The organism is Sanguibacter sp. HDW7, assembly GCF_011300875.1.
GTDB lineage: Bacteria > Actinomycetota > Actinomycetes > Actinomycetales > Cellulomonadaceae > Flavimobilis.
On sequence record NZ_CP049862.1, the window covers coordinates 3,055,519 to 3,080,351 of the forward strand.

Annotated in this window: 15 protein-coding genes; 7 read left to right on the forward strand and 8 right to left on the reverse strand. The window is 73.4% G+C overall.

Annotated features, from left to right (window positions below):
- Positions 1 to 208 precede the first annotated feature (208 nt).
- On the forward strand, positions 209 to 2,428 hold the full coding sequence (locus tag G7063_RS13805) for a glycosyl hydrolase family 18 protein (protein ID WP_206188160.1): 2,220 nt from the start codon (positions 209 to 211) through the stop codon (positions 2,426 to 2,428).
- A gap of 124 nt (positions 2,429 to 2,552) precedes the next feature.
- Here G7063_RS13805 and G7063_RS13810 read toward each other — a convergent pair whose 3' ends face one another.
- Positions 2,553 to 5,165 (reverse strand): ATP-dependent Clp protease ATP-binding subunit, encoded by a 2,613-nt coding sequence (locus G7063_RS13810; RefSeq protein ID WP_166414906.1) that lies wholly within the window; start codon positions 5,163 to 5,165, stop codon positions 2,553 to 2,555.
- A 141-nt stretch (positions 5,166 to 5,306) separates the two neighbouring features.
- Between G7063_RS13810 and G7063_RS13815 the strand changes: the two genes are divergently transcribed.
- Positions 5,307 to 6,299 carry an alpha/beta hydrolase gene (locus G7063_RS13815; protein WP_166414907.1) on the forward strand — a complete coding sequence of 331 codons (993 nt, stop codon included), beginning with the start codon at positions 5,307 to 5,309 and terminating at the stop codon, positions 6,297 to 6,299.
- 22 nt (positions 6,300 to 6,321) lie between these two features.
- Here G7063_RS13815 and mnhG read toward each other — a convergent pair whose 3' ends face one another.
- The 6 genes from mnhG to G7063_RS13845 are packed head-to-tail and all read right to left on the reverse strand — an operon-like array spanning position 6,322 to position 13,135.
- Positions 6,322 to 6,801 (reverse strand): monovalent cation/H(+) antiporter subunit G, encoded by a 480-nt coding sequence (mnhG, locus tag G7063_RS13820; protein ID WP_166414908.1) that lies wholly within the window; start codon positions 6,799 to 6,801, stop codon positions 6,322 to 6,324.
- A complete protein-coding gene (locus G7063_RS13825; protein WP_240916106.1) occupies positions 6,801 to 7,211 on the reverse strand; it encodes a monovalent cation/H+ antiporter complex subunit F in 411 nt (136 codons plus the stop codon). Before G7063_RS13825 ends, mnhG begins: the two co-directional genes overlap by 1 nt.
- On the reverse strand, positions 7,208 to 7,897 hold the full coding sequence (locus G7063_RS13830; protein ID WP_166414909.1) for a Na+/H+ antiporter subunit E: 690 nt from the start codon (positions 7,895 to 7,897) through the stop codon (positions 7,208 to 7,210). The genes G7063_RS13825 and G7063_RS13830 overlap by 4 nt, the downstream gene beginning before the upstream one ends.
- A complete protein-coding gene (locus tag G7063_RS13835; protein ID WP_166414910.1) occupies positions 7,894 to 9,519 on the reverse strand; it encodes a Na+/H+ antiporter subunit D in 1,626 nt (541 codons plus the stop codon). The genes G7063_RS13830 and G7063_RS13835 overlap by 4 nt, the downstream gene beginning before the upstream one ends.
- Positions 9,516 to 10,070 carry a Na(+)/H(+) antiporter subunit C gene (locus G7063_RS13840; protein WP_166414911.1) on the reverse strand — a complete coding sequence of 185 codons (555 nt, stop codon included), beginning with the start codon at positions 10,068 to 10,070 and terminating at the stop codon, positions 9,516 to 9,518. Before G7063_RS13840 ends, G7063_RS13835 begins: the two co-directional genes overlap by 4 nt.
- Positions 10,067 to 13,135 carry a Na+/H+ antiporter subunit A gene (locus G7063_RS13845; protein WP_370520746.1) on the reverse strand — a complete coding sequence of 1,023 codons (3,069 nt, stop codon included), beginning with the start codon at positions 13,133 to 13,135 and terminating at the stop codon, positions 10,067 to 10,069. Before G7063_RS13845 ends, G7063_RS13840 begins: the two co-directional genes overlap by 4 nt.
- Before the next feature lie 327 nt (positions 13,136 to 13,462).
- On the opposite strand from G7063_RS13845, the gene G7063_RS13850 reads away from it, so the two are divergent.
- The gene (locus G7063_RS13850; protein ID WP_240916107.1) at positions 13,463 to 14,863 is read left to right on the forward strand and encodes an MFS transporter; all 1,401 of its coding nucleotides are present in this window, start codon (positions 13,463 to 13,465) and stop codon (positions 14,861 to 14,863) included.
- Positions 14,864 to 19,156, forward strand: coding sequence for a bifunctional nitrate reductase/sulfite reductase flavoprotein subunit alpha (locus G7063_RS13855; RefSeq protein WP_240916108.1), 4,293 nt, complete (start codon positions 14,864 to 14,866; stop codon positions 19,154 to 19,156).
- 83 nt (positions 19,157 to 19,239) lie between these two features.
- Here G7063_RS13855 and G7063_RS13860 read toward each other — a convergent pair whose 3' ends face one another.
- Complete coding sequence (locus G7063_RS13860) at positions 19,240 to 20,433, reverse strand: Fic family protein (RefSeq protein WP_166414913.1); 1,194 nt, start codon at positions 20,431 to 20,433, stop codon at positions 19,240 to 19,242.
- 255 nt (positions 20,434 to 20,688) lie between these two features.
- On the opposite strand from G7063_RS13860, the gene nirB reads away from it, so the two are divergent.
- From nirB to G7063_RS13875, 3 genes are read left to right on the forward strand one after another with little or no spacing between them, the layout of a single operon-like run.
- Positions 20,689 to 23,274, forward strand: coding sequence for a nitrite reductase large subunit NirB (gene nirB, locus G7063_RS13865; RefSeq protein WP_166414914.1), 2,586 nt, complete (start codon positions 20,689 to 20,691; stop codon positions 23,272 to 23,274).
- Positions 23,271 to 23,645, forward strand: a complete 375-nt coding sequence (locus G7063_RS13870) for a nitrite reductase (NAD(P)H) small subunit (RefSeq protein WP_166414915.1) — start codon at positions 23,271 to 23,273, stop codon at positions 23,643 to 23,645. Before nirB ends, G7063_RS13870 begins: the two co-directional genes overlap by 4 nt.
- Before the next feature lie 46 nt (positions 23,646 to 23,691).
- Positions 23,692 to 24,831, forward strand: coding sequence for a uroporphyrinogen-III synthase (locus tag G7063_RS13875; protein ID WP_166414916.1), 1,140 nt, complete (start codon positions 23,692 to 23,694; stop codon positions 24,829 to 24,831).
- Positions 24,832 to 24,833 lie beyond the last annotated feature (2 nt).

Genomic DNA, 24,833 nt, shown 5'->3' on the forward strand with positions numbered 1-24,833 from the left:
CGCCCGGTACGGGAAAACCCGTACCGGGCGTCTCGCGTCCGGGCAAGGGATGTGGAAGTACCTCATCACGGGACACCACGCCCGTGACTAACGTCTCAGGACAGTGGCGGCGCCCCCTGCACCTCCACGTGACCTGTCCCGGGACGGCCGCACCCCCCGTCGGCCGCCCTCCCAAGAAAGATGAGTCCCGATGAAGAGATTCCGGATCGTGGCAGCTGTTGCCGCGCTCGGGCTCGTGGGGATCGTTCCGGCGATCACCGCGCCCGCGGCGGAGGCACACGGCTGGGTGACGAACCCCCCGAGCCGCCAGGACAACTGCGCCAACGGCGCGACGTCGTTCGACTGTGGTGACGTCAAGTACGAGCCTCAGAGCGTCGAGGCCCCCAAGGGCTCCATGCTCTGCTCTGGCGGCAACGCTGCCTTCTCCGTCCTCGACGACAACTCCAAGCCGTGGCCCGTGAAGAACGTCGGCTCGAGCCTCGACGTCCAGTGGAAGCTCACCGCTGCCCACAACACCTCCCTCTGGGAGTACTTCGTCGACGGCAAGCTCCACCAGACGTTCGACTCGAAGGGCGCGCAGCCCTCGGCGACCACGAAGCACACGCTGACGAACCTGCCCTCGGGCAAGCACACGATCCTCGCGCGCTGGAACGTCTCCAACACCGCGATGGCGTTCTACAACTGCGTCGACATCAACGTCGGCGGCACGACGACGACCCCGCCGGTCGAGACGACGCCTCCCACCGAGACGACGCCCCCGACCGAGCCGGGCACCTGCACGGCCACGAAGTGGTCGGCGTCCGCGACGTACCAGAGCGGCGCAACCGTCTCGCACAACGGCCGTCAGTACCGTGCCGGCTGGTGGACCCAGGGCGACACGCCCGGCGACGGTGGCCAGTGGGGCGTGTGGCGTGACCTCGGCGCCTGCGACGGCGGCACGACCGAGCCGACCGTCGAGCCCACGGACAACCCGACGACGGACACGCCGACGGCCGAGCCGACGGACGAGCCCACGACGGACACCCCGACGACCGACACCCCGACCGAGCCCGGCAACGCCCCGGCGTGGAGCGCCTCGGTCGCGTACGCGGGCGGCTCGCTCGTGACGTACCAGGGCAAGGTCTACAAGGCCGGCTGGTGGACCCAGGGCGACACCCCGGGCCAGGGCGGCGACTGGGGCGTCTGGCGCCTGCAGTCGGGCACCACGCCGACGACGGAGCCGACCGACAACCCGACGACGGACACCCCGACGGACGAGCCGACGGACGAGCCGACCACGCCGACGGAGACCACCCCGCCCGCGACCGGTGACAAGAAGGTCGTCGGCTACTTCACGCAGTGGGGCGTCTACGGCCGCAACTACCACGTGAAGAACATCGACACGTCCGGCTCGGCAGCGAAGATGACGCACATCCTCTACGCGTTCGGCAACGTCGCCAACGGCAGGTGCGTCATCGGCGACTCCTACGCGGACTACGAGAAGGCCTACACGGCCGACCAGGCCGTCAACGGCAAGGCTGACACGTGGGACCAGGCGCTCCGCGGCAACTTCAACCAGCTCCGCCAGCTCAAGGCCAAGTACCCGCACATCAAGGTGCTGTGGTCGATGGGTGGCTGGACCTGGTCGGGCGGCTTCGGCCAGGCTGCGGCCTCCGACGCCTCCGCCGCCGCCTTCGCGAAGTCGTGCCACGACCTCGTCGAGGACCCGCGCTGGGCTGACGTCTTCGACGGCATCGACATCGACTGGGAGTACCCGAACGCCTGTGGCCTCACGTGCGACACGTCCGGTTCCGAGTCCTACCCGCGCATCCTCAAGGCCCTCCGCAAGCAGTTCGGCAACGACCTCGTCACCTCGGCGATCTCGGCCGACGGCACGACCGGTGGCAAGATCGACGCCGCCAACTACGCCGAGGGCGCGAAGTCGCTCGACTTCATCATGCCGATGACGTACGACTACTTCGGCACGTGGGCAGCCAAGGGCCCGACGGCCCCGCACTCCCCGCTGACGTCCTACCCGGGCATGCCGGTCAACGGCTTCGACTCGTCCACGGCGATCGCCAAGCTCAAGAGCATCGGCATCCCCGCGAACAAGATCCTCCTGGGCGTCGGCTTCTACGGCCGCGGCTGGGCGGGCGTGACGCAGGCAGCTCCGGGCGGCACCGCCACGGGCGCGGCTCCGGGCACGTACGAGGCGGGCAACGAGGACTACAAGGTCCTCAAGACGGCCTGCCCGTCGAACGGCACCATCGCCGGCACGGCCTACGCGTTCTGCAACGGTCAGTGGTGGAGCTACGACACCCCCGCCACGATCAAGACCAAGATGGACTGGACGAAGCAGCAGAGCCTTGCTGGCACGTTCTTCTGGTCGCTCGACGGTGACACGACGAACGGCGAGCTCGTCTCGGCGATCTCGTCCGGTCTCAAGTGAGCATGACCCACTGACCGGTGCGGTCCGCCGGTGCTCCCCGGCCCGGCGGCCCGTACCACCCACGTCGAAGCCCCCGTCCTCCTTCAGCAGGGAGGACGGGGGCTTCGTCGTGCCCGTGCGGGTGTCAGGCCGTGCGGAGGGTGAGACCGTCCGCGGCGTCGTCGCGGTCGACGGTCACCGTGTCGCCGTCCGCGACCTCGCCCGCAAGGACGAGGCGAGCGAGCCGGTCACCGATCTCCCGCTGCACGAGCCGGCGCAGCGGGCGCGCCCCGTAGGCAGGGTCGAAGCCCTCGAGCGCGAGCCACTCGCGGGCCGCGTCCGTCACCTCGAGGCCGATGCGCCGCTCCGTGAGCCGGTCGGCGAGCGACCGCACCTGGATGTCGACGATCCGCCCGAGCTCGTCGACGCTCAGCGGTTCGAACACCACGACGTCGTCGAGCCGGTTGAGGAACTCCGGCTTGAAGTGCCCCCGCACGGCCGCCATGACGACCTCGTGCTTGGCGTCGTCCGAGACCGTCGGGTCGACGAGCGCGTGCGAGCCGAGGTTCGACGTCATGACGAGGATGACGTTGCGGAAGTCGACCGTCCGTCCCTGCCCGTCGGTGAGCCGGCCGTCGTCGAGCACCTGCAGGAGGAGGTCGAAGACCTCCGGGTGCGCCTTCTCGACCTCGTCGAGCAGGACGACGGAGTACGGGCGCCTGCGCACGGCCTCCGTGAGCTGACCGCCCTCCTCGTAACCGACGTAGCCGGGCGGGGCACCGACGAGGCGTGCGACAGAGTGCTTCTCGCCGTACTCGGACATGTCGATGCGCACCATGGCGTGCTCGTCGTCGAAGAGGAAGTCCGCGAGGGACTTCGCGAGCTCCGTCTTGCCGACGCCCGTGGGGCCGAGGAAGAGGAAGGAGCCGGTCGGACGATCGGGGTCGGAGATGCCTGCGCGGGCGCGGCGGACCGCGTCGGAGACGGCGGCGACGGCGCGCGTCTGGCCGATGAGCCGCGCACCGATGGTCTGCTCCATGCTGAGGAGCTTCTCGCCCTCGCCCTGGAGCAGGCGGCCGGCGGGGATGCCGGTCCACGCGGCCACGACCTCGGCGATCTCGGCCGCGTCGACCTTCTCGCCGACGAGGCGCTGCGGGCGCTCGGCGTCGTCGGAACCGGCCGCGGCCTGCGCCTGCTCGGCGGCCTCGAGCTCGGCGATCTCCTTCTCGATCGCCGGGATCTCGCCGTAGCTGAGCCGTCCGAAGGTTGCGAGGTCGCCCTCGTTCTCAGCACGCTGCGCGGCGGCCTCCTTCTCGGCGAGGCGCTTCTTGAGGTCGCCGACGCGGTTGACGCCGCCCTTCTCGGCCTCCCAGCGAGCGGTGAGCGCGCTGAGCTCCTCCTGGCGGTCGGCCCGCTGCGCGGCGAGCTCGTGCGCGCGCTCGAGGTCCTCGTCCGCGCCCGACTCCTTGAGCGCGAGGATCTCCGCGTCGAGGCGCCGGACGACGCGCTGGAGCGTGTCGATCTCGACGGGCGAGGAGTCCATCTCCATGCGGAGGCGGCTCGCCGCCTCGTCGACGAGGTCGATCGCCTTGTCGGGCAGCTGGCGGCCCGTGATGTAGCGGTTGGAGAGACGCGCGGCAGCGACGAGCGCGCCGTCGGAGATCGTCACGCCGTGATGGGCCTCGTACCGGGACTTCAGGCCGCGGAGGATCGCGACGGTGTCCTCGACGGACGGCTCGCCGACGAAGACCTGCTGGAAGCGACGCTCGAGCGCAGGGTCCTTCTCGACGTGCTCGCGATACTCGTCGAGCGTCGTCGCGCCGACGAGGCGCAGCTCGCCGCGGGCGAGCATGGGCTTGAGCATGTTGCCCGCGTCCATCGCGCCCTCGGAGCCGCCGCCCGCACCGACGACCGTGTGGAGCTCGTCGATGAAGGTGACGACCTCGCCGTCGGAGTCCTTGATCTCCTGGAGGACCGCCTTGAGGCGCTCCTCGAACTCGCCGCGGTACTTGGCGCCCGCGACCATCGCGGCGATGTCGAGCGCGACGAGCCGCTTGCCCTGGAGGGACGTGGGCACGTCGCCCGCGACGATGCGCTGGGCGAGACCCTCGACGACGGCGGTCTTGCCGACGCCGGGCTCGCCGATGAGCACGGGGTTGTTCTTGGTGCGGCGAGAGAGGACCTGGACGACGCGGCGGATCTCGGAGTCGCGGCCGATGACCGGGTCGAGGCGGCCGTCGCGGGCCTGCTGGGTGAGGTCGATGCCGTACTTCTCGAGCGTCTTGCACGTGCCCTCGGGGTTGGCGGACGTCACGGGGCCCGTGCCGCGGACGGCGGGCAGCGCGGCGCGGAGCGCGTCGGTCGTCGCGCCGGACTCGCGCAGTGCGGAGGCCGCCGGGGAGTCGACGGTCGCGAGGGCGAGGAGGAGGAGCTCGGCGGAGATGTAGTCGTCGCCGTGCGCGGCCGACTCCTTCTTCGCGGCCTCGAGGACGTTGCCGAGGGCGCGGGACGCGGTGGGCTCCGAGACGGAGCCGCCCTGCGACGACGGAAGCGCGACGAGGGCCGTGCGGGTGCGACGGCCGACGTCCTTGACATCGACGTGCGCGGCGCCGAGCAGGGCGACGGCGAGCCCGTCGGGCTGCTCGAGAAGGGCGCCGAGGAGGTGGAGGGGTTCGATCTGCGGGTTGCCGGCGGCTCCGGCGGCGCGGATGGCGTCACCGATCGCCTGCTGCGACGCGGTGGTGAAGCTGGACTCCATGGGGTCTCCTCTCGGGTCGGGGTGGGTCTCGTCAGAGCAACCCCGTCAGACTTGAGTCTATTCCGCTCAACTTTGCAGCACCACCCTGCACCGCGCGGAAGTTCCTCTCGTCCCCGCAGGCCCGCGGTGCAATGATCGAGCATGACGTTCTTCCCTACGGGCACGCCCGCACCTCGTCCTGCCGGCACCTGGTCCCCTGACATCCTCGGGGAGGGATGGGAGCAGCGCACGCTGCACCTGGGGTCCGACGACGAGGGACCCGTGGACGTCACGCTCGTGCGCCTCACGCGCGGGCCACGGCACGACCGCGCGGTGCTGTACGTCCACGGGTTCGTCGACTACTTATTCCAGGCGCACGTCGGCGACGCCCTCGCCACGGCGGGCTGGGACTTCTACGCGGTCGACCTGCGTCGCTACGGACGGTCGCTGCGGCCCGGGCAGACGGCCAACATCGTCGACGACCTCGCCGTCCACGCCGAGGACCTCGACGCGGCTCTCGCCGTGGTGCGGGACGACGAGCAGCACGCCCGCATCGCGCTGCTCGGCCACTCGACCGGCGGGCTCGTCGCGTCGCTGTGGGCGAACGCCCGTCCCGGGCGGATCGACGCGCTCGTCCTCAACAGCCCGTGGCTCGAGCTCAACGACACCGCGCTCATGCGGACCGTCGGCACGCAGGGTCTGCGCGTCCTCGCGAAGGTTGCGCCGCGCATGGTCGTCGGGAGCCTCGCGCCGCACTACGGGCGCGCGCTCCACGCGAGCACGGGCGGCGAGTGGGACTACGACCTCGCGTGGAAGCCGATCGAGGGCTTCCCCGTCCGGGCGCGCTGGATCGCGTCCGTGCGCCGCGCGCACGCGCGCGTCGCCCGCGGCCTCGACATCACGTGCCCCGTGCTCGTGCTGACGTCCGACGCGACCGGGGACCACGTCCACGACCACCCGGACGTCCTCACGACCGACTCCGTGCTCGCGGTCGAGCACACCGCCGCGCTCGCGCCGGGCCTCGGCGAGGACGTCGTGTACGAGCAGGTCCCGGGCGGCGCGCACGACCTGGCGCTCTCCCCCGAGCCGGCGCGCAGCCGGTATCTCGAGCGCGTCGTCGCCTGGCTCGACGAGGTCGTGCCGCCGCGTCGATGACGGTGACCGCGGGCCGGCGCGGCTAGCGAGCCGGGGAGGGCGAGTCGTCCGGTCCGGATGCGCGCTCCTCCGGGTGCTCCTCGTCGTGCGCGCGGTGGACCGCGTCGTCGACGAGCTCCGCCGCGAGCCGTGCGACACCCGCACGGTCGGCCGCGAGCGCGGCCTCCTGGACGTCGGCCGTGAGCTCGTCCATGACGAGCAGGTCCGTGCGCACCTTGCCCGTCCGGTACCCCGCCCGGCCCACCATGTGCGCAGACACGGGGGCCGTGAGCATCTGGAAGAGGATGACGAGCACGATGACGAGGGCGACCCGCCACGTCCGCAGCTGCAGCTCGAGACCGATGAGCACGAGGATGAGCCCCAGCACCTGCGGCTTCGTCGCCGCGTGCATGCGCGCGAGCAGGTCCGGGAAGCGCAGCACGCCCACCCCGGCCGCGAACGAGAGGAAGGCTCCGGCGAGCATGAAGATCGCCGAGAGCACGTCGAGCACCGTGTCGAGCATCAGCGGGCCTCCCCTCGGTGCGTCGTGTCGTCAGGCTCCGAGTCGAGCTCCGCGACCCGCTCCGTCGCGCGGTCCTCGGCTTCCTCGACGAGGCGCCGCTGCGCGTCCTCGGCCTCGGCCTCGGCACGCGTCTTGATGCGACGGTCGTCGTCCTTCTCGGCCGCCGCGAAGCGCGCGATCGTCACCGAGCCCACGAAGCCCACCATCGAGAGCACGACGAGGATCGGCAGCGTGTCCGTCCGACGGTTCCACGCGGCCTCGAGCGCGATGACCGCGACGAGCGTCGCCGTGAGGACGTCGAGGGCGATCGTCCGGTCGAGCATCGACGGGCCGCGCTCGACGCGCACCACCGCGAGCACGGCGCCCACGAACAGCATGGCCGCCGAGACGGCGACGACGTAGGGGTTCACGCGTCCTCCTCGGTCGGGTCGGCGGGGGCGGGCGGGGCAGGTTCGTCGCCGTCCTTCGTCCGGGCGGCGCGGGCCGGGAGCACGTCGGGAGCAGCCGCGCCCGAGGCGCCCGACGCCGTGCCCGAGCGTCCACGACGCCCCGGGACCCGCAGCCCCGCGCGCACGAGCTCCTCGTCGGACGCGAGCGCGTAGAGCACGCGCTCCTCGAGCTCGAGCACGTCGTCACGCACCGCGTCCTCGCCGCCCGACGCCGCCAGGTCGAGCACGTGGAGGTACAGCATGCCCGTGATGCGCTGCGCCTCCACGACGAGCGTCCCCGGCACGAGCGTCGAGAGCTCGGCCGTTACCGTGAGGTAGAGGTCCGCAGGATTCCGCAGGCGCACGCCGACGACGGCCCCGTGCACGTGCGACCGCGGCGACAGCGCCTGCCACGCGACCTGGAACGACGCCTGGACGAGCGACGAGAGGAAGTACCAGGCCAGGCGCAGCATGTGCCACGGCCGCACCTTGATCGAGAAGCCCATCGCAGGCAGCGGGAACACGAGCGTCACGACGACACCCACGCCCAGCCCGCCGAGGACGTTCGCCCACGTGAGCTCGCCCCACAGGAGGACCCAGACGAGCGCGAGCCACAGGATCGTCGGCCACTGGACAAGCAGGCCGCGCCGACGCGCATGAAGACTCATGGCTGCACCCCCGTCGAGGTCGGTGACGGGGTCGCCGTCGGCACGGGCGTCTCGTCGTCCTCCGGAGCGACGGACGGCAGCACCGACCCGTCGCCCGGCACGAGGTCGCTCGACGTGCCGACACCGCGGCCGTCCGCCCCGAGCACCGCGTCGATGTACGGCGTGCGCGCGCGCAACGTCTCTGCGGCCCGCCCCGCGTAGTCGAACAGCGGCCCCGCCGCGAACGTCAGCGACAGGCCGAACGCCACGAGCGCGAACGTCGCACCGAGCATGCCCGAGGGCAGCCGCTGCGGCCGGATCTCCTGCGGCGGCGTCTGCCAGAACGCCTTGTTCCACGCCTTGACGATCGCGTACAGCGTGAGCAGCGACGTGATGATGCCGCCCGCGACGAGCGTGTACCCGAGCGGCGTCCCCAGCTGCACACCGCCCTGGAGCAGCCCCACCTTGCCGAGGAAGCCCGACAGCGGCGGGATCCCCGCAAGGTTCATCGCGGGGACGAAGAACGCGATCGCGAGCAGCGGCGCGATCTTCGCGAGGCCGCCGAGCCGTGCGAGCGACGTCGTCCCGCCGATGCGTTCCATGAGCCCGACGACGAGGAACAACGTCGTCTGCACCGTGATGTGGTGCACGACGTAGAAGACCGTCGCCGTGAGTCCCGTCTGCGAGGACAGCGCGATGCCGAAGACCATGTACCCGATGTGGCTCACGAGCGTGAACGACAGCAGACGCTTGATGTCGTCCTGGGCGACCGCGCCGAGGATCCCCACGATCATCGTGAGCAGCGCCGCGACGAGCAGCACCGAGTCCGTCCGGTCGTCGGGGAACAGAAGGGTCTGCGTGCGGATGATCGCGTAGATGCCGACCTTCGTGAGCAGCCCCGCGAACACCGCCGTGACGGGCGCAGGCGCCGTCGGGTAGGAGTCCGGCAGCCACGCCGACAGCGGGAAGATCGCCGCCTTGATGCCGAACGCGATCAGCAGCAGGATCTCGAGGACGAGCCGCGTCGTCGAGTCGATCTCCGGGAGCCGCTCCGCGAGCTGCGCGAGGTTCACCGTGCCCGTCGCCGCGTAGATCATCGCGAGCGCCACGAGGAAGATCGCCGAGGACACGAGCGAGACGACGACGTAGATCGTCCCCGCACGGATGCGCGATCCCGTGCCGCCGAGCGTCAGCAGCACGTACGACGCCGCGAGGAGGATCTCGAAGCCCACGTAGAGGTTGAAGAGGTCACCCGTGAGGAACGCGTTCGAGACGCCGGCCGCAAGCACGAGGTACGTCGGGTGGTAGATCGCGACGGGAGCCTCGTCGTCGCCGTCCGCGATGCCCTGCCCGAGCGAGTAGAGGAAGACGCACAGCAGGACGAGCGAGGACACCGTCACCATGAGCGCCGAGAGCCGGTCCGCGACGAGCACGATGCCGACGGGCGCCGCCCAGCCGCCCACGTCGACGACGACCGGGCCCGAGTCCGCCCCGATGACGAGGCCGACCCCGACCGCGAGCATCGCCGCGAGGACGACGACGGTGATGATGCGCTGCGCGCGCGTGTGCTTCCACAGCGCGAGCGCGAGACCCGCGCCGAAGAGCGGCAGCATGACGGGCAGCGGGACGAGGGCGTTGATCATGCGTCACCCTCCGTCCGCGGGGACGTGCCGGAGGCACCGGGCGCTGGGGCGTCGGGCGCGGCCGTCACGATCTCCGCCGTCTCCTCGTCGTCGTGGATCGTCTCGTCGCGGGTCTCGGCAGCGTCCTCGTCGAGGGTCTCGCCCGAGTCCTCCGAGTCGGAGTCGTGGTAGGCCGGCGCGTTCGTGGCGGCCTTGCGGGCGACGCGTCGGTCCTCGAGGTCGTCCTGCACCTCGTCGTGACCGTGGAGCTGCCACGAGCGGTACGCCATCGACATGACGAAGCCGACCATGCCCAGCGCGATGACGATCGCCGTGAGGACCATGGCCTGCGGCAGCGGGTCGCTCATCTCCGACGGGTCTGCCGAGCCGATGATCGGCGCCTTGCCGGGCCGCCCCGACGCGACCATGAAGAGCAGGTTCACGCCGTTGCCGAGCATCAGCACGCCGAGCATGACGCGCGACAGCGAACGCTCGAGCAGCAGGTACACGCCCGCCGCGACGAGCACGCCGATGACGACGACGAGGGCGAGCGAGGGGGTCGTGTCGATCATCGGTCGCCTCCGTCGGTCGTCACGGGCCGGATCCCCGCGGCGTCGAGCGCGGCGCGGGCCGCACGCGCGTCGGCGACGACGGCAGCCGCGCCGTACGTGCCGTCCGCGTCGCGCGGGGTCGTGTCGGCCTGACGGTCGATCTCCGCACCGAGCGAGCGCAGGATGTCGAGGACGAGCCCGATGACGACGAGGAACACGCCGATGTCGAAGAACAGGGACGTCACGAGCTTGACGTGCCCGAGCAGCGGCAGGTCGGCCTGGACGATGAAGCTCTGCAGGGGCTCCCCGCCGAACAGCACGGGGACGAGACCGACGCCCACGGAGAGGAAGAGTCCCGTGCCGAGCAGGAGGCCCGGGTGGATGGGAGCGGCCTCGCCAAGCTCGTAGCGGCCCGCCGCGAGGTACCTGATGATGATCGCGATACCCGTGACGAGCCCGGCCGCGAAGCCGCCGCCGGGCGCGTTGTGCCCCGAGAACAGCAGGAACACGGCGAAGACGATCATCGAGTGGAAGAGCAGGCGCGTCGCGACCTCGAAGACGACCGAGCGCCGCTGGGGCGCAACCGTGCGCCCGCCGCGGAGCCACACACCCGCGCGGGCGGCGCGCTCGAGGAGCGCGGACGGCGCGGTGCCGCGCAGCTGCGGAACCGTCGGCAGCTGCCCGATGGCCTCGTCGACCTGCTGCGGCGCAAGCGCCCCGACGAGGCTCGACGCGGTCGGCGCACGGAGGATCTCGCCGCTGCGGCGACGCAGGAAGACCAGGCTCGCGACGCCCGTCGCGGCGACGAGCAGCACCGAGATCTCGCCCATGGTGTCCCAGGCGCGCGTGTCGACGAGGACGACGTTGACGATGTTCTTCCCGCCGCCGTAGACGTAGACCTCCTCGGGGAAGTCGACCGACACGGGCTCGTGGATGCGCGCGCCCGGCACGGTGAGCGCGAGCGCCGCGACGGTCACACCGACGGCCGCGCCGAGCACGAGCCGGATCCAGCGCGAGCCGGCGAGCGGCCGGTCGGAGAAGTACGCGGGCAGGCGCCGCAGGACGAGGACGAAGACGACGAGCGTGATCGTCTCGACGAGCACCTGCGTGAGAGCGAGGTCCGGAGCGCCGTGAAGCATGAAGAGCACCGCGGTGCCGTAGCCCGTGACGCCGACGAGCAGGACGGCCTTGAGCCGCCTGCGCGCACGGGCCGCGAGGAGCGCGGCGACCGCGACGACGCCCGCGACGAGCACCTGCGGGGCCCCCGACGCGAGCACGATGCGCTCGGGCCACGACCCTGCGGCGAGGAGGACGCCGCCGACGGCGAGGACGAGCGTTCCGAGGATGATGCCGAGGTAGAGGGGCAGCGAACCACGCTGCGTCACGGCGGTGACGTCGGCCGCCAGGTCGTCGAGGCGGCGCATGAGGCGGCGGTAGACGCGCTCGGCCTCGGGCACGTGCGGGACGCGCGCCTGCGCGGCCTCGACGCGTTCCCGCACGAGGAACAGCACGACACCGACGGCGACGACCGCGAGCGTGAGCCACAAGGCTGGCCCGAACCCGCCCCACATGGTGAGGTGTCCCGGGTCGCCCGTCGGGTAGAGCGCGGCGTGCGGCGCGAGCAGCTGCTCACCGAGGTGCGGCACGAGGGCCGCGCCGAGGCCGAGGACGGAGAGCGCGAACGGCGGCCACACGAGCAGCCGCGGCTGGGCGTGGATCTGTGCCGGGTCGATCTGCGCGACGTCGACCTCGGGCGCGGGCTCCTCCCCCGCACGCACGGGTCGCGTGGGAGGCGTCGGGCACTGCGGCTTCGACGCGAACGCGCCCCACCAGAACCGCAGGCCGTACGCGAACGTCAGCATCGAGCCGACGACGACCGCGCCGAGGACGACCGCGGACACCCACGGCTCCGTGCCGGGCACGCCGTCGTGGACGAGCGACTCGAGCGCCGCCTCCTTCGCGACGTAGCCGGCGAGCGGCGGCAGGCCGATCATCGAAGCGATCGCGAGGCCGCCCGCGACGGCCGTGAGCGGGAGCTTCCTGCCGACACCCGTGAGCCTGCGCAGGTCTCGCGTGCCGGTCGCCGCGTCGACGACGCCCGTGACGAGGAACAGCGCGGCCTTGAACATCGCGTGCGCGCCGATCATCGCGAGACCCGCGAGCGCCGCGGCACGCGAGCCGAGGCCGACGAGCAGGATGATGAGCCCCAGCTGGGAGACGGTCCCGAACGCGAGGACGAGCTTGAGGTCGTTCTGGCGCAACGCCCGGTACCCGCCGAGCACGAGCGTCCCTGCGCCGAGGACGAGGACGACGACGCGCCACGCGTCGAGGTCCGAGAAGCCCGGCGCGAGGCGCGCGACGAGGTAGACGCCGGCCTTGACCATCGCTGCGGCGTGGAGATACGCCGAGACGGGCGTCGGGGCGGCCATGGCGCCCGGGAGCCAGAAGTGGAACGGCAGCAGCGCCGACTTCGTCACCGCGCCGACGAGCATGAGGACGACCGCGACCGTCACCGCCGTGCCCGCCGGCGGCGCCGCAAGGATCTCCGAGAGCAGGTAGGTGCCCGCGGTCTCGCCGAGGACGACGATGCCACCGAGCATCGCGAGCCCGCCGAACGTCGTCACGACGATCGCCTGCATCGCGGCACGACGCGAGGACTTGCGGTCCGCGTAGTGGCCGATGAGCAGGTAGGAGAAGACCGTCGTCAGCTCCCAGAACACGAAGAGCAGCAGCATGTCGTCGGCCGTGACCAGCCCGACCATCGCGCCCGCGAACGCCGTGAGCACCGCCGCGAACCGGCCCATGCCCTGCGCGTTCGACGAGAAGTACGCCGAGCAGTACACGAGGACGATCGCGCCGACGCCGCCCGAGATGAGCAGGAGGAACCACGAGAGGGTGTCCATGCGGAACGCGAGGTCGAGGCCGAGCGCGTCGATCCACGGCGTGACGCTCACCGGGTGCTCGCCCCGCATGACGCGGTCCGTCCACGACAGCGCGTAGACGGCCGCGGAGGCCGGCGCGAGCGCGAGGACGAGGAAGGCCTTCCGGCCGAGGCGCGCGACGAGCGCGGGCGCAGCAAGCGCCATCGCGAGGTGGGCGATGAGCAGCTGCGGCACGTCCGTGTCCGTCCTTCAGGGGGCGGGGAGGCGGTCGGCACCCCGGGGCGCGACACGGGGCCGCCCTGGCCGAGGAACTGGGCCAAGTTTACCAACCGCTGACCGCTGCCCGACCCTCCTCGGCTGTGGCGATGGCCATGTTCGCGCCGCATCAGGAGCACAGGCCCGACATCCCGGACCGCCTGGGCGAGAGCGATCTCACACCGCCGCGGGATCCGCCGTGCGGGAAAGGTTGCCTCGGCGCAACAGACCCGGACCCCGCACCGAAACATCGCCTCCCTAGCGTCGGAGCACCAGATGCCCACGTCGACCGCGGAGGCCCCGATGACCCACGAGCAGCTGACGACCGCACCACCCGTAGCCGCGCCCGCCGGCGTCCCGCTCGGCGCCGGCGTCACCCGTCGCCCCGGCCGACGCCTCGACGGCTGGGACCCCGAGAACACCGCGCAGTGGCGTGCCGTCGGGCGCACGATCGCCCGCCGCAACCTCGTCGCCTCCGTCTGCGCGGAGTTCCTCGGCTTCGTCGTCTGGGCCCTGTGGAGCGTCGTCGTGCCCCTGCTGCCCGCCGCGGGCTTCGACCTCACGGTCGACCAGATGTTCTGGCTCATCGCCGTGCCGAGCCTCGTCGGCGCGACCCTGCGCATCCCCTACACGTTCGCCGTGCCCGTGCTCGGCGGGCAGCGCTGGACGATCATCTCCGCCCTCCTGCTGCTCGTGCCGCTCGTCGCGCTCGCGCTCGTCGTGCAGGACCCGACGACGCCGTTCGGCGTGCTCGTCGCCGTCGCGGCCCTCGCAGGCGTCGGCGGGGGCAACTTCGCGAGCTCGATGGCGAACATCTCGTTCTTCTACCCCGAGGCCGCCAAGGGCCGGGCGCTCGGCCTCAATGCCGCGGGCGGCAACCTCGGGACGGCCGCCGTGCAGCTCGTCGTGCCGCTCGTCGTCGTCACGGCGGCGGGCGTGCGGCTCGAGCGCGCGGCACTGCTCGTCGTCCCGCTCGTCCTCGGCGCCGTCGTGCTCGCGTGGCGCTCGATGGACAACCTCACGGGCGCGCGCTCCGACGTGCGCGCCTACGCGGTCGCCGCGACGCGCCGCCACACGTGGCTCGTCTCGGCCGTGTACCTCGGCACGTTCGGCTCGTTCATCGGGTTCTCGAGCGTCTTCCCGACGCTCCTCAAGGCCACGTTCCCCGAGGTCAGCGTGTCGGTCGCGTTCCTCGGCGCGCTCGTCGGCGCTGTCGCGCGGCCGCTCGGCGGCTCGCTCGCGGACCGCGTCGGCGGCGCACGCGTCACGCTCGTCGCTTTCGGCGCCATGGCGACGGCCGTCGTCGGCGCGATCCTCGCACTGCGCGCCGGGTCGTTCGTCGGGTTCGTCGGCAGCTTCCTCGTCCTGTTCGTCGCGACCGGCGCGGGCAACGGCTCCGTCTACCGCATGATCCCTGCGGTCTTCCGCCACGGCGCGACCGACGACGCCGACCGCGCCCACCGGGCGCGGGTCGCGGCCGGCTGCCTCGGCATCGCCGGAGCGGTCGGCGCGTTCGGCGGCTTCCTCGTGCCGCGCGGCTTCGCGGCGTCGACCGCCGCGACGGGCGGGATCGAGGCCGCACTGTGGGCCGTCGTCGGCGTCTACGCGCTGCTCGCGACGCTCACGTGGGCCGTGTACGCGCGGCCCGGCTCCGCCCTCGGCGCGGCGGGCGTCTGAGTGACGGCGCCGCCGACGGCTCCCGGGGGCCCGCCCGCGAGCGCCGCGGTCCGCGCGGACCTCGCGCGCGGGGCCCCGGGTGACGCGCACGGGCCGGCCACCCGCACGCCCGGCACGGCGGCGGTGCGGACGGTGTGCGGCTACTGCGGTGTCGGCTGCGGGATCGTCCTCGACGTCACGACGCACGACGACGGCTCGTGCACCGCGACCGCGTCGCGCGGCGACGCCGAGCACCCCGCCAACCGGGGCCGGCTGTGCACGAAGGGCGCGACGACCGTCGACCTCCTCGCCGCGGGCGGACGCGCGAGCACCGCGCTCGTGCGCACCGAGCGCGACGCCGAGCTCGTGCCCGCGCCGCTCGACGCGACGATCGACCTCGTCGCGGGCCGGCTCGCGCGGATCGTCGCCGAGCACGGACCCGACGCGGTCGCGCTCTACGTCTCGGGACAGATGAGCATCGAGGCCCAGTACCTCGCGAACAAGCTCGCGAAGGCGGCGCTGCGCACCCGCTGGATCGAGTCGAACTCGCGCCTGTGCATGGCGAGCGCGGGCACCGGCTACAAGCTCTCGCTCGGCGCCGACGGCCCGCCCGGCTCGTACGACGACCTCGACGAGGCCGACCTCTTCGTCGTCGTCGGCGCGAACATGGCCGACTGCCACCCCATCCTCTTCCTGCGGATGCTCGACCGCGTGCGCGCGGGCGCGCGGCTCGTCGTCGTCGACCCCCGCCGCACCGCGACCGCCGCGAAGGCCGACGTCCACCTGCAGGTGCGGCCCGGCACGGACATCGCGCTGCTCGACGGACTCGCGCACCTCGTCGCCGCGGCCGGCGGCGTCGACGAGGCGTTCGTCGCCGAGCACACCGAGGGCTGGGACGAGCTCCGCCCGATGCTCGCCGACTACCCGCCCGAGGAGGTCGAGCGGATCACGGGCGTGCCCGCGGCGCAGCTGCGGGAGGTCGCCGACCTCATCGTCGCGGCGGGCGGCCGCTGGGTGTCGTGCTGGACGATGGGCCTCAACCAGTCCGTCCACGGCACATGGTCGACGAACGCGCTCGTCAACCTCCACCTCCTCACTGGTGCGATCTGCCGGCCGGGCGCGGGCCCCTTCTCCCTCACGGGGCAGCCCAACGCGATGGGCGGGCGCGAGATGGGCTACATGGGGCCGGGCCTCCCGGGGCAGCGGTCCGCGCTCGTCGCGGAGGACCGTGCGTTCGTCGAGGACGTGTGGGGGCTCGCGCCCGGGACGCTCCGCGCGGAGTCGTCGGGCCGCGGCACCGTCGAGATGTTCGAGCGCCTCGCGACGGGCGACATCCGGGCCGTGTGGATCATCTGCACGAACCCCGTCGCGTCGATGGGCAACCGCGACACGGTCCTGCGGGGGCTCGCGGCCGCGGAGCTCGTCGTCGTCCAGGACGCGTTCGCGGACACGGACACGACGCGCCACGCGGACGTCGTCCTGCCCGCCGCGACGTGGGCGGAGTCCGACGGCGTCCTGGTGAGCTCGGAGCGCAACGTCACCCTCGCGCGCGCGGCCGTGCCCGCGCCGGGCGACGCGCTGCCCGACTGGCTGCTCGTCGCGCGCGTCGCACGCGCGCTGGGGCACGACGGCTTCGACCACGCGTCCGCCGAGGAGGTCTTCGAGGAGATCCGGCAGTTCTCCAACCCGGCGACGGGCTACGACCTGCGCGGGCTCTCGCACGCGCGCCTGCGCGAGGGCCCCGTCCAGTGGCCCGCGGCGCCCGACGGCCCGCGCCGCAACCCCGTGCGCTACCTCAACGACGGCGTCCACTCCCCCGCCCTCGTCCACGCGGACGGCACGCGACCGCGGCTGCGCTTCCCGACGGCGTCGGGCCGCGCGCGCCTGTGGGCGCGGCCGCACGTCCCGGCCGCGGAGCTGCCCGACGACGACTTCCCGTTCGTCCTCACGACGGGCCGCGTGCAGCACCAGTGGCACACGATGACGAAGACCGGCAAGGTCGCGAAGCTCAACCGGCTCGCGCCCGCACCGTTCTGCGAGATCCACCCGGAGGATGCCGCACGGCTCGGCGTGCGCGCGGGCGACCAGGTCGAGGTCGTCTCGCGGCGCGGCCGGGCCGTGCTGCCCGCGACGGTGACGGACCGTGTGCCGCCGGGGTGCGTGTTCGCGCCGATCCACTGGAACGACCTCGCGGGGCCGGACCTCGCGATCAACGCCGTGACGAACGACGCCGTCGACCCGCTGTCGTTCCAGCCGGAGCTCAAGGTGTGCGCGGTCGCGCTCACGATCGTCGCGGCACCGGTCGCGGCGCCTCCGTCGGCGCCGTCGGTGCCCGACGCGCTCGTCGGGATCGGGGCTGCGCTCGGGCTCGGCGAGCTCACCGCGCCGCCCACGCTCGACGACGACGGCCGCCGCTACCTGGCAGGCTTCCTCGCGGGCCTCGGAACCGACGCCGCGACCCCCGGCACGCCCGTCCTCCCGCCGTCGGCACCCCTCACCCCCGAGCAGGCCGTCTGGGTCGACGGCATGCTCGCGGGCGTCTTCTCGCGCGCCGCCGACGCGCGGCCCGCGACGCGCACGACGCTCGTCCTGTGGTCCTCCCAGACGGGCACCGCAGAAGACCTCGCGGGCCGCGTCGCCGCGCACCTCACCGCGCAGGGCCGCACGCCGCTCGTCCGCGGCACCGGCACGACGAGCCCCGCCGACCTGCCGCGCGACGCCGACCTCGTCGTCGTGACGAGCACGTTCGGCGACGGCGAGGCACCCGACGACGGCGTCGACTTCTGGGAGGCCCTCGTCGACCCGGCCGCGCGACGCCTCGACGGGACGCGCTTCGCGGTGCTCGCGCTCGGCGACGCGTCCTTCGAGCGGTTCTGCGGGCACGGCCGGCGCCTCGACCACCGGCTCGCCGAGCTCGGCGCGCACCGTCTCGTCGCACGCGCCGACACGGAGGCCGGGGACGACGAGCGCGTCGAGGAGTGGCTCGTAGGGCTCACGGCCGCGCTCGCGTCCGGGGGTGCGGGCGCGGCCGGCGGCTCGGCGGACGGCGGCCCGGCCGACGGGTCCGTGCCTGACGTCTCCTCGCCTGACGGTTCCGCGCCCGGCGTCGCCGCCGGGGAGCCGTCGGGCACGGACGCGTCGGGCACCGCCTCCGCGACCTCGCGCGAGCCCGCCGCCCCCGACGGGCCGCCCGTCGCGACCCGTCGCGCACCGGGCCTCGCCGAGCTCGTCGAGGCCCGCCTGCTCTCGGGCCCGGGCAGCGCGAAGGAGGTGCGGCACGTCGTCCTCGACGTGTCCGGCTCCGAGCGCGAGGTGACGTACCGCGCGGGTGACGCGCTCGCCGTCCACCCGACGAACGCGGCGGCGCTCGTCGCGGAGTGGTTCGACGTCACGGGCTGGGACCCGGCCGCGACGGTGACGCTGGGCGGAACCGACGTCGTCCTCGGCGACGCGCTCACGCGGTCCGTGGACCTCACGCGCACGACGTCGGACCTGCTCGCGCTCGTCGCCGAGCGCTCGGGCGACGCCGGGCTGGCGCGCCTGCTGCGCCGCGACAACCGCGCCGACCTCGCGCGGTGGACGTGGTGCCGACAGCCCGTCGACGTCCTCGCGGAGCTCGCCCCGCACCTGCCCGCGGCCGACGTCCTCGCGACCCTGCGGCCGCTCGCGCCCCGCCAGTACTCGATCTCGTCGACGCCACTCGTGCGGCCCGACCGGATCGAGCTGACGATGTCTGTCGTGCGCTACACGTCGCCCGCGGGCGCGGCGCGCGGCGGCCTGTGCTCGACGTTCCTCGCCGACGCCCAGCCCGGCACGCGCGTCCCCGTGCACGTCCAGCCGACCTCGCACTTCCGGCCGCCCGCGCCCGACGCGCGGGCGATCATGGTGGGTCCCGGCACGGGCGTCGCGCCGTTCCTCGGTTTCCTCGACGAGCGCCGGGCCGCGGGGCACACGGGCGCGAGCTGGCTGTTCTTCGGCGAGCAGCACGAGGCGACCGACTTCTACCACGCCGACCGGCTGCGGCAGATGCTCGCCGACGGCACGCTCGCACGCCTCGACACGGCGTTCTCGCGCGACCAGCGCGCGAAGGTCTACGTGCAGGACCGCATGCGCGAGCACGGCGCCCGCCTGTGGTCGTGGCTCGAGGACGGCGCGTCGTTCCTCGTGTGCGGCGACGCAGGGCGCATGGCGCGCGACGTCGACGCGACGCTGTGCGAGATCGTCGCGACCCACGGGCGCATGTCGCCCGACGACGCCGCCGCGTACATCCGCCGCCTCACGGCCGCGCGACGTTACGTGCGCGACGTCTACTGAGCAGCGCCCGCCGGGTCCCTGGGGCTCAGCCGACCCGGTGGGCGCTCCCTGCGTCGCTCCCTGTCAGCGGGCCGGCCGCTGGCTCACCGTGGTGCGGATCTGCGTCCCGCACGCCGTGCGAAGTCGTCCATCGCGGTGAGTACCGCCGCGGCCTGCCACATGCGTCGGCGTCCCGCGCTGAACCTCGTGAGGATGCCGGCTTCCTCGAGGGCGTCGATCGCGTTGCGGGCGCCTCGGTCTGTGACGCCGAGCGCGGAAGCGACGAGCGCGGCATCGACGACGGGGTGCTCGACGACGTGGTCGAGGAGGCGCCACGCGGCCGCGTCGGCGCGGACCCTGAGGGCGTCGCGCCAGGCCTCCCTCATCTCGGTGATCTCGCGTGCGAGGACCCTGCCGTTGGCGGCGGCACCGAACGTCGCGTGGGAGAGTGCGGCGACGATCGCGTCGGGCCTTCCCTGCCGGTACTCGTCGAGCGCGTCGAAGTACGCCACAGTGTCGTGCAGGAGCCCGGCGGAGACGGGGACCGACGCCCGCCGCACGAGCCCGCGCGCGCGGAGCATGGTGTGGACGAGCGCGCGCCCTGTGCGTCCGTTGCCGTCCTCGAAGGGGTGGATAGTCTCGAGCTGGGCGTGCACGAGCGCGGTGTGTGCGAGCGGCGCGAGGTCGCGTCGGGCAGCGAGCCCGACGAGGTCGGCGACGAGCGCCGGCACGTGCTCGGCGTGGGGGGCGACGTAGTCGGCATCGTGCGGGGACAGCGAGGACGCGCCGATCCACACCTGCGTCGTGCGGAACCGTCCCGCGATCTCGGGGTCGTCCTCCTCGAGCAGGTGGCGGTGGGCCGTGAGGATCGTCGTCGCGGAGACGTCGTCGAGGTCCGCGAGCGCGGCGCGCATCGCGCGCGTCCCGGCGGCGACGAGCCGCGCGTTGCGGCTCGAGCTCACGTCGAGCTCCGCGAGCGCGACGGCGCGCGCCCCGGCGGTGAGGTTCTCGATACGCGACGACGACGCCGACTCGGTGCGCAGCAGGATCGCGGGCATCGGAGTGGGCAGCGCGGCCATCTCGGCGTCGAAGCGGACGATCTCGGCGGTCGCGGCGGCCTCGAGCTCGGCGGTCGACGGATCGGCGGTGTAGGTGCTGCGCGCGACGTGAGGGACGACGGCGGCCCGGTAGGGGCGGGCGAAGCGTCGGCGCTGGAACGCGTCGAGGTGCCCCTCGGCTGCGCTGATGTCCCAGTCGCGGTCCTCGTACGCGAGCGCGGGCCAGCCACCGTCCGTCATCCTTCACCTCCGCCGCTCATTGTTGAAGGCTATACGCGGAGCCTTCAACAAGGAACCCCTAGATTGAAGGCTACTGCCATAGCCTTCAATCTCGCGCCCGTCTCCTGAAGGCTCCACGGCAGCGCTCTCACACCGCGCCCGCCCCCGCTGTGCGGACAAGGTTGCCCGCGCGAAACACGCGCGCACCCGGACCGGAAACACCGGGCTCCTACCGTCGATGACAGATCCCATGCGGACCGTCGGACGGAGACCACCATGACCCGCAAGCTCGTCGTCGTCGGCGCCGGCATGGTCGCGCAGCGCCTCGTCGAGGCCCTCCGATCGCGCGACCTCGAGGGCCGCTGGCACATCACGGTCCTCGGCGAGGAGCCGCGCCGCCCCTACGACCGTGTCGCGCTCACGAGCTACTTCTCGGCGCGCGACCCCGAGGAGCTCGCGCTCGGCGACGCCTCCCTGTGGGACGACCCGCTCGTCACGCTCCGCAAGGACGACGCGGTCGTCGGCCTCGACCGCGAGGCCCGCACCGTGACGACAGCGCGCGGTCGCGTCGAGCGCTACGACCACCTCGTCCTCGCGACCGGCTCGTCCGCGTGGGTGCCGCCCGTGCAGGGCGCGGACCTGCCCGGGGTGTTCGTCTACCGCACGCTCGACGACGTCGCGGCCCTGCGGGGCTACGTCGAGGAGCTGCGCACGACGCGCCCCGTCGTGCGGGGAGCCGTCCTCGGCGGCGGCCTCCTCGGCCTCGAGGCCGCGGGCGCGCTGCGCGCCCTCGGCGCGCAGGCCACCGTCCTCCAGGTCGGCACGCACCTCATGTCGACGCAGATCGACCTCGGCGGCGGCGAGGCCCTGCGGCGCCTCGTCAACGACCTCGGCATCGGCGTGCGGCTCGACGCCAGGACGACGCGCGTCCGCCCGCACCGGCGTGGCGGCGTGGGCCGCCTCGACCTCGCCGACGGCGCGCGCGTCGACGCCGACGTCGTCGTCATCGCGGCGGGCGTGCGTCCGCGCGACGAGCTCGCGCGCGCCGCAGACCTCAAGATCGGCGAGCGCGGGGGCGTCGTCGTCGACGACGCGTGCCGCACGTCGGACCCGCACGTCTCCGCGATCGGCGAGGTCGCGTGCATCCAGGGCGCGTGCCTCGGCCTCGTCGCGCCGGGCTACGCGATGGCGGAGGTCGCGGCGGACCGCCTGCTCGGCGGTGCCGCGCTCTTCCCGGGTGCGGACACGGCGACCAAGCTCAAGCTCGCGGGCGTCGACGTCGCGAGCTTCGGCGACGCGTTCGCGCAGACGCCCGGCGCGCTCGAGGTCGTGTGGGCGGACCCGGTCGCGGGCGTCTACAAGAAGCTCGTGATGTCCGACGACGCGCGCACGCTGCTCGGCGGCGTGCTCGTCGGCGACGCCTCGGCGTACGCGAGCCTGCGCCCGCAGCTCGGCCGCGAGCTGCCCGGCGACCCGTCGGCATTCCTCCTGCCCGAGGGAGGGGGCGGCGCGGCCGAGCTCGAGCTGCCCGACGACGCGTCCGTGTGCTCGTGCAACAACGTCACGGCCGGCACGATCCGCGCGGCGGTGACGGAGCACGGCTGCACCGACGTGGGGGCCGTCAAGACGTGCACCCGCGCCGGGACGTCGTGCGGCTCGTGCCTGCCCCTCGTGAAGAAGCTCGTCGGGACCGAGCTGACCAAGCAGGGCATCGCCGTCTCGACGGCGCTGTGCGAGCACTTCGCGCTGTCCCGCGCGCAGCTCTACGACGCGATCCTCGTCGCGGGCACGCAGTCCTTCACGGACGTCGTCGCGCGCTTCGGCACGGACCCGGCGGCGCGCGGCTGCGACATCTGCCGGCCCGCGATCGCGTCGATCCTCGCGACGACGGCGCCCGCGCACGTCCTCGACGGCGAGCGCGCGGCCCTGCAGGACACGAACGACCACGTCATGGCGAACCTCCAGAAGGACGGGTCGTACTCGGTCGTGCCGCGCATGCCGGGCGGCGAGGTGACGCCCGAGGGCCTCATCACCGTGGGCGAGATCGCGCGGGACTACGGCCTCTACACGAAGGTCACGGGCGGGCAGCGCATCGACATGTTCGGCGCGCGCCTCGACCAGCTCCCGCAGATCTGGAAGCGGCTCGTCGACGCGGGCTTCGAGTCGGGGCACGCGTACGGCAAGTCGCTGCGCACGGTGAAGTCGTGCGTCGGTTCGACGTGGTGCCGCTTCGGCGTGCAGGACTCCGTGGGCCTCGCGGTCATGCTCGAGCTGCGCTACCGGGGCCTGCGCTCCCCGCACAAGATCAAGCTCGGCGTCTCGGGCTGCGCGCGCGAGTGCGCAGAGGCCCGCGGCAAGGACGTCGGCGTCATCGCGACGGACAAGGGCTGGAACCTCTACGTCGGCGGCAACGGCGGCTTCACGCCCCGGCACGCGCGTCTCCTCGCGGAGGACCTCGACACGGAGACGCTCGTCCGCACGATCGACCGCTTCCTCCTCTACTACGTGCGCACGGCCGACCGCCTGCAGCGCACGGCACCGTGGGTCGACGAGGTCGAGGGCGGCCTCGACGGCGTGCGCGCCGTCGTCCTCGAGGACTCGCTCGGCATCTGCGCGGACCTCGACGCGCAGATGGCGCAGCACGTCGCGTCGTACGAGGACGAGTGGGCAGCGACGCTCGCCGACCCTGACAAGCTGCGGCGCTTCGACAGCTTCGTCAACGCCCCCGAGACCCCGGACCCCTCGCTCGCGTACACGCCCGAGCGCGGTCAGGCCCGGCCCGCCACGCCCGACGAGGTGGCCGCCGCCCGGCGCGGCGAGCCCGTCCTCGTCGCCGGCACGACCCTGGAGGTCCGCTCATGACGCCCCCGACCCTCACGACGTGGGTGCGCGTGTGCGCGCTCGCCGACCTCGCCGTGGAGCGGGGCGCGGCCGCGCTCGTCGACGGTGAGCAGCTCGCGCTCGTGCGTCTCGTCGACGGCACGGTGCTCGCGGTCCAGCAGCTCGACCCGTTCTGCGGCTCGCACGTCCTCGCGCGCGGCATCGTCGGCTCGCGCACGGTCGACGGCGCGAGCGTCCCGACACTCTCGTCGCCCATGTACAAGCAGGTGTTCGACCTGCGCACGGGCGCGTGCCTCGACGCCGTCGGGCGCGTGCCGCTCGACGGGCTCGCGGCGGACCTGCGGACGTGGGCGGTGCGCGTCGTCGACGGCGGCGTCGAGGTGTCCCCGTGAGCGGACGTCCCAGCGGCAGTGCGCGTCGAACCGCCACAATGGTCGAGTGACCAGTCTTCCTGACGACGCCCCCGCGACGCACCTCGAGCAGACGCTTGCGGGCTGCGTCGTGCTCGTCACGGCGGAGCGTCGCAAGAACGAGCTCGAGGCGGCCCTCACGCGCCGCGGCGCGTCGGTGCGGCACGCAGCGGCGCTCGGCATGGTGCCGAACGCTGACGACGCGGCGCTTCTCGCGGCGACGCGTGACCTCGTCGCGGATCCGCCGGACACGCTCGTCGTGACGACGGGCATCGGCCTGCGCGGCTGGATCGAGGCGGCTGACGCCGTGGGGCTCGCGGACGAGCTCGTCGGCGCGCTGCGCGGAGCGCGGATCATCGCGCGCGGCCCCAAGGCGCGGGGCGCGATCCAGGCGGCGGGCCTCGTGCCCGACTGGGTCGCGGAGTCCGAGACGAGCGCGGAGGTCGCGGAGCACCTCCTCGCCGCGGGCGTCGCGGGCCGCAGCATCGCGGTGCAGCACCACGGCGCGGGCGCGGACGGCCTCGACGAGGCGTTCCGGGAGGCGGGAGCACGTGTGCGCTCGCTCGTCGTCTACCGCTGGGGTCCGCCGCCGGACCCGGCGGCGGTCGCCGCGTCGGTGCGTGCGGTCGCGGCGGGCGAGGTCGACGCGGTGACGTTCACGTCCGCGCCGGGCGCGGCCGCGTGGCTCGCGACGGCCGACGACGAGGGCGTGCTCGACGACATCGTGGCCCGCTGCGCCGACGGCTCGGTCGTCATGGCGGCCGTCGGGCCCGTGACGGCGGGTCCGCTGCAGGATCGCGGCATCGAACCGATCGTGCCGGACCGTGGCCGGCTCGGGTCGCTCGTGCGGCTCGTCGTGTCCCACTACGGCGAGCAGGAGGTGCTGCCGACCCTCGCGGGGCCGCTGCACGTTCGCCGGGGCGCTGCCGTGCTTGACGGCCGCGTGCTGCCGCTGACGCCCGCGGGGCTCGAGGTGCTGCGCATCCTCGCGCACGCCGCGGGTGGTGTCGTCACGCGCGAGCAGGTGCTCGACGCGCTGCCGGGCGACTCGCGCGACCCGCACGCGGCGGAGGTCGCGATCGCCCGTCTGCGCGAGGCCTCGGGCTCGCGCGAGCTCGTCCGCACCGTCGTCAAGCGGGGCTACCGCCTCGCGCTCGAGGAGGCCTGACC

Bases quoted from the DNA above. Each gene is read 5' to 3' on its own strand.
- G7063_RS13810 (WP_166414906.1), bottom strand. From the start codon at position 5,165: ATGGAGTCCAGCTTCACCACCGCGTCGCAGCAGGCGATCGGTGACGCC.
- G7063_RS13815 (WP_166414907.1), top strand. From the start codon at position 5,307: ATGACGTTCTTCCCTACGGGCACGCCCGCACCTCGTCCTGCCGGCACC.
- mnhG (WP_166414908.1), bottom strand. From the start codon at position 6,801: ATGCTCGACACGGTGCTCGACGTGCTCTCGGCGATCTTCATGCTCGCC.
- G7063_RS13830 (WP_166414909.1), bottom strand. From the start codon at position 7,897: ATGAGTCTTCATGCGCGTCGGCGCGGCCTGCTTGTCCAGTGGCCGACG.
- G7063_RS13835 (WP_166414910.1), bottom strand. From the start codon at position 9,519: ATGATCAACGCCCTCGTCCCGCTGCCCGTCATGCTGCCGCTCTTCGGC.
- G7063_RS13840 (WP_166414911.1), bottom strand. From the start codon at position 10,070: ATGATCGACACGACCCCCTCGCTCGCCCTCGTCGTCGTCATCGGCGTG.
- G7063_RS13845 (WP_370520746.1), bottom strand. From the start codon at position 13,135: ATGGCGCTTGCTGCGCCCGCGCTCGTCGCGCGCCTCGGCCGGAAGGCC.
- G7063_RS13850 (WP_240916107.1), top strand. From the start codon at position 13,463: ATGCCCACGTCGACCGCGGAGGCCCCGATGACCCACGAGCAGCTGACG.
- G7063_RS13860 (WP_166414913.1), bottom strand. From the start codon at position 20,433: ATGACGGACGGTGGCTGGCCCGCGCTCGCGTACGAGGACCGCGACTGG.
- nirB (WP_166414914.1), top strand. From the start codon at position 20,689: ATGACCCGCAAGCTCGTCGTCGTCGGCGCCGGCATGGTCGCGCAGCGC.
- G7063_RS13870 (WP_166414915.1), top strand. From the start codon at position 23,271: ATGACGCCCCCGACCCTCACGACGTGGGTGCGCGTGTGCGCGCTCGCC.